The organism is Arthrobacter sp. B0490 (assembly GCF_002929355.1).
Lineage (GTDB): Bacteria > Actinomycetota > Actinomycetes > Actinomycetales > Micrococcaceae > Arthrobacter_D.
Window position 1 is genome coordinate 1 of record NZ_PJIR01000161.1, and the last position, 540, is coordinate 540.

A 540-nucleotide genomic window follows, 5' to 3' on the forward strand; every position below is an offset into this window, starting at 1 on the left:
GCTACGGCAACGCCCGCAGCTCTACGAAAACATGCTGGGCAATCGCGACAGCCTGCTCTGGCTGCTCGACGCTCAGGGACGCGCGCTGATCGAGATTAATCCGGCGCGGCTGCCCATTCCGACATTGCCGGCCGGCGATGCTGCGGAGCTGACCGATACTGACGGAGCGCGTCTGGCCTGGCGGCGCCTGCCGGGCGAGGCGGGCCTGACCCTGGTGGCCGGGCGCATGCTCGTCGAGCGCGAACAGATGCTCGCCGCCTACCGTGTGAAGCTGTGGTGGGCGCTGAGCCTCGGTGCGCTGCTGGCGTCAGTGCTCGGTTGGCTGATCAGCCGGCGCGCGCTACGTCCCGTACGGCATCTCACGCGCCAGGCGCTGGCGATCGATGTGCAGCATCTGCACTTGCGCCTGGACGAATCGGCGATGCCGAGCGAACTGGAACCGCTGCGTGGGGCGCTGAACCAGATGCTCAACCGGTTGGAACAGGGTTTCGCGCGGCTGGCGCGCTTCAGCGAGGACCTGGCCCACGAAATGCGCACGCC

General features: G+C 68.1%; 1 protein-coding gene. It reads left to right on the forward strand.

Going from position 1 to position 540, the window contains the following annotated elements:
- Window positions 1-540, forward strand: a 540-nt coding sequence (locus CXQ97_RS21245) for a HAMP domain-containing protein (RefSeq protein ID WP_146069763.1), incomplete at both ends; no start/stop codon positions are given.